This window comes from Mesorhizobium sp. M2A.F.Ca.ET.039.01.1.1 (assembly GCF_003998035.1).
Lineage (GTDB): Bacteria > Pseudomonadota > Alphaproteobacteria > Rhizobiales > Rhizobiaceae > Mesorhizobium.
Window position 1 is genome coordinate 1 of record NZ_RZRY01000923.1, and the last position, 2,079, is coordinate 2,079.

General features: G+C 64.5%; 3 protein-coding genes. All 3 read right to left on the minus strand.

The genetic code is table 11. The annotated features are described in order from the left end of the window. The coding region (locus tag EOA24_RS35610) for a dihydrodipicolinate synthase family protein (protein WP_245501933.1) at positions 1 to 218 on the minus strand (218 nt) is incomplete at its 3' end. Positions 219 to 318: 100 nt separating this feature from the next. Then, positions 319 to 1,146, minus strand: coding sequence for an ATP-binding cassette domain-containing protein (locus tag EOA24_RS35615; protein ID WP_126078846.1), 828 nt, complete (start codon positions 1,144 to 1,146; stop codon positions 319 to 321). Next, positions 1,143 to 2,079 (minus strand): ABC transporter permease (locus tag EOA24_RS35620; protein WP_133374804.1); only part of this gene is annotated, 937 nt, incomplete at its 5' end. The genes EOA24_RS35620 and EOA24_RS35615, both read right to left, overlap by 4 nt.

Sequence of the window (2,079 nt, forward strand, 5' to 3'; positions counted from 1 at the left end):
GTCTTGGGCACTGCGTGCGAGGCCGAGCGCACGACGCGTTTGTACTCCTCGAGCGTCAGCGAAAAGAACTCGCCGGTGCCGCCGGCGGCAAAAAGCCCGCTCGCTCCGGCGGCGCCCTGAGCGGCGACATGGGCGCGATAGCCGTCTTCGTTGAAGGCGCCGTTCCGGTCGAAGAACGTCAGCGGAAAGGACAGCAGTCCGCGGCCAAGGGATTTCATCAGTTCGGTCGGAGAGAAGGTCAAAGGGTGTGCTCCATGCAAGGGCCGGCGGATGGGTGTCGAGCCGGCTGGGATTGTTCTGGCGGTGACTATCGCGGCTTCATGCGGGGCCGGGCCGCACTTGCGCCGCGGCGGCGTCGATCGCCTTGCGGCCGAGGCCCGACTTGACGATACGGATCAACTCCTCCTCGCTGGTATCGGCTGTCGAGGCGTCGAGCGCGATCTCGCCCGAATGCAGGAAGTTGATGCGGTCGCAGACCTCGAAAATCTGGTTGTAGTTGTGCACGATCAGGATCACCGAGACCTGGCGCTGCTGGCGCAGGTTCTGGATGAGACCCAGCACATGCGCGCTCTCGCGCACGCCGAGCGCGGCCAGCGGCTCGTCGAGAACCAGGATTTTGGGCGACGAATAGATCGAGCGGGCCACCGCGATGCACTGGCGCTGGCCGCCGGACAGAAGGTCGACGGTGCTGTTGACCGAGGGGATCGAGATGCCCAGCGTGTCGAGATAGAGCCGCGCCTGCTCGCGCATCTTCCTGTTGTCGAGCAGGTTCAGTCCGAGTACGCGCTTGTGGTACTCGCGTCCCAGGAACATGTTGTGGAAGACGCTGAGGTCACCGATCAGCGCCAGGTCCTGATAGACGGTCTCGATGCCATGCGCGCGGGCGTCGCGTGGCGAGGCGAAACGCATCTCCTTGCCTTGTGAGACGATCGTGCCGGTATCGGGCTGGTGGAAGCCGGACAGGATCTTGATCAGGGTCGACTTGCCGGCGCCGTTGTCGCCGACCAGGGACAGCACTTCGCCCTGGCGCAGCCTGATCGAGACGTCGACCAGCGCGGTGACGGCGCCAAAACTCTTGGAGATGTTGGTCATCTCCAGCACGACAGGCGCATCGGGCGCCAGCGGCGGAATAGTTTGCGTGTTCATACGCGCCTCCGCGTGCGCAGGCGGTCGACCTGGATAGAGAGGATCATGGCGGCGATGATTGCCGCGCCGAGATAGATGTCGGAGACGGTCGCCTGGGCGCCGATCATGACCAGCCCGTTGTTGAGCGAGGCGACAACGAAGGCGCCGATCAGCGCGCCGATCACGGTGCCCGAGCCGCCCAGCAGCGACGTGCCGCCGATGACCGCCGCCGCGATCGCCTGCAACGTCAGGAAGGGACTGCCGGCCTGCGGGTCGGCCGAGGTGAATTGCGCCGTGTTGATGATGCCGGCAAAGGCGGCGCAGCCGCCGGCGATCATGAAATTATAGATCTTCATGCGGTCGGTGCGCACGCCGATCTCGCGCGCGCCGATGATGTTGCTTCCGGTCGCAATCGTGTGCAGGCCGAAGGTGGTGCGATTGAGCACCAGGGCCAGCACCAGCACGACCAGCACCGCCCACAGGAAGGGTGTGAAAGCGGTGACGCCGTGCCAGGACAAAAGCGCATCCGTCGGCTGGTAGAGGCTCTGGCCGAAGATCGCGTTGAAAGGCTGCTCGACCGGCGCCACGATCGGCTGGCTGTTGTAGATCGACACCACGATGCCTTGCAGGAAGAACAGTGTTCCGACGGTGGTGATCAGGGACGGCACCTTGAAGCGCACTGTGACGATGCCGTTGATGGCACCGACGAGGATGCCGATCAGCACACCGATCACCGCACCGACGGCCAAAGGCACCCCGTAGGTCACCGACAGCAGCGCCATGATGTAGGGCGCGATGGAGAAGATGGCGCTGAGCGACAGGTCGATCTCGCCGGTGATCATCAGCATGACTTCGGCCGTGGCGATCAAGCCCAGCCGGCCGGTGTCGCGCAGCACCACGCTCATGAACGAGGGCGACAGGAAACCTCCGTCGCTGCCGAGCTGGAAATAGATC

Excerpts from the sequence above, each read along its gene's own strand:
- EOA24_RS35615 (WP_126078846.1), bottom strand. The coding sequence starts at position 1,146 with ATGAACACGCAAACTATTCCGCCGCTGGCGCCCGATGCGCCTGTCGTG.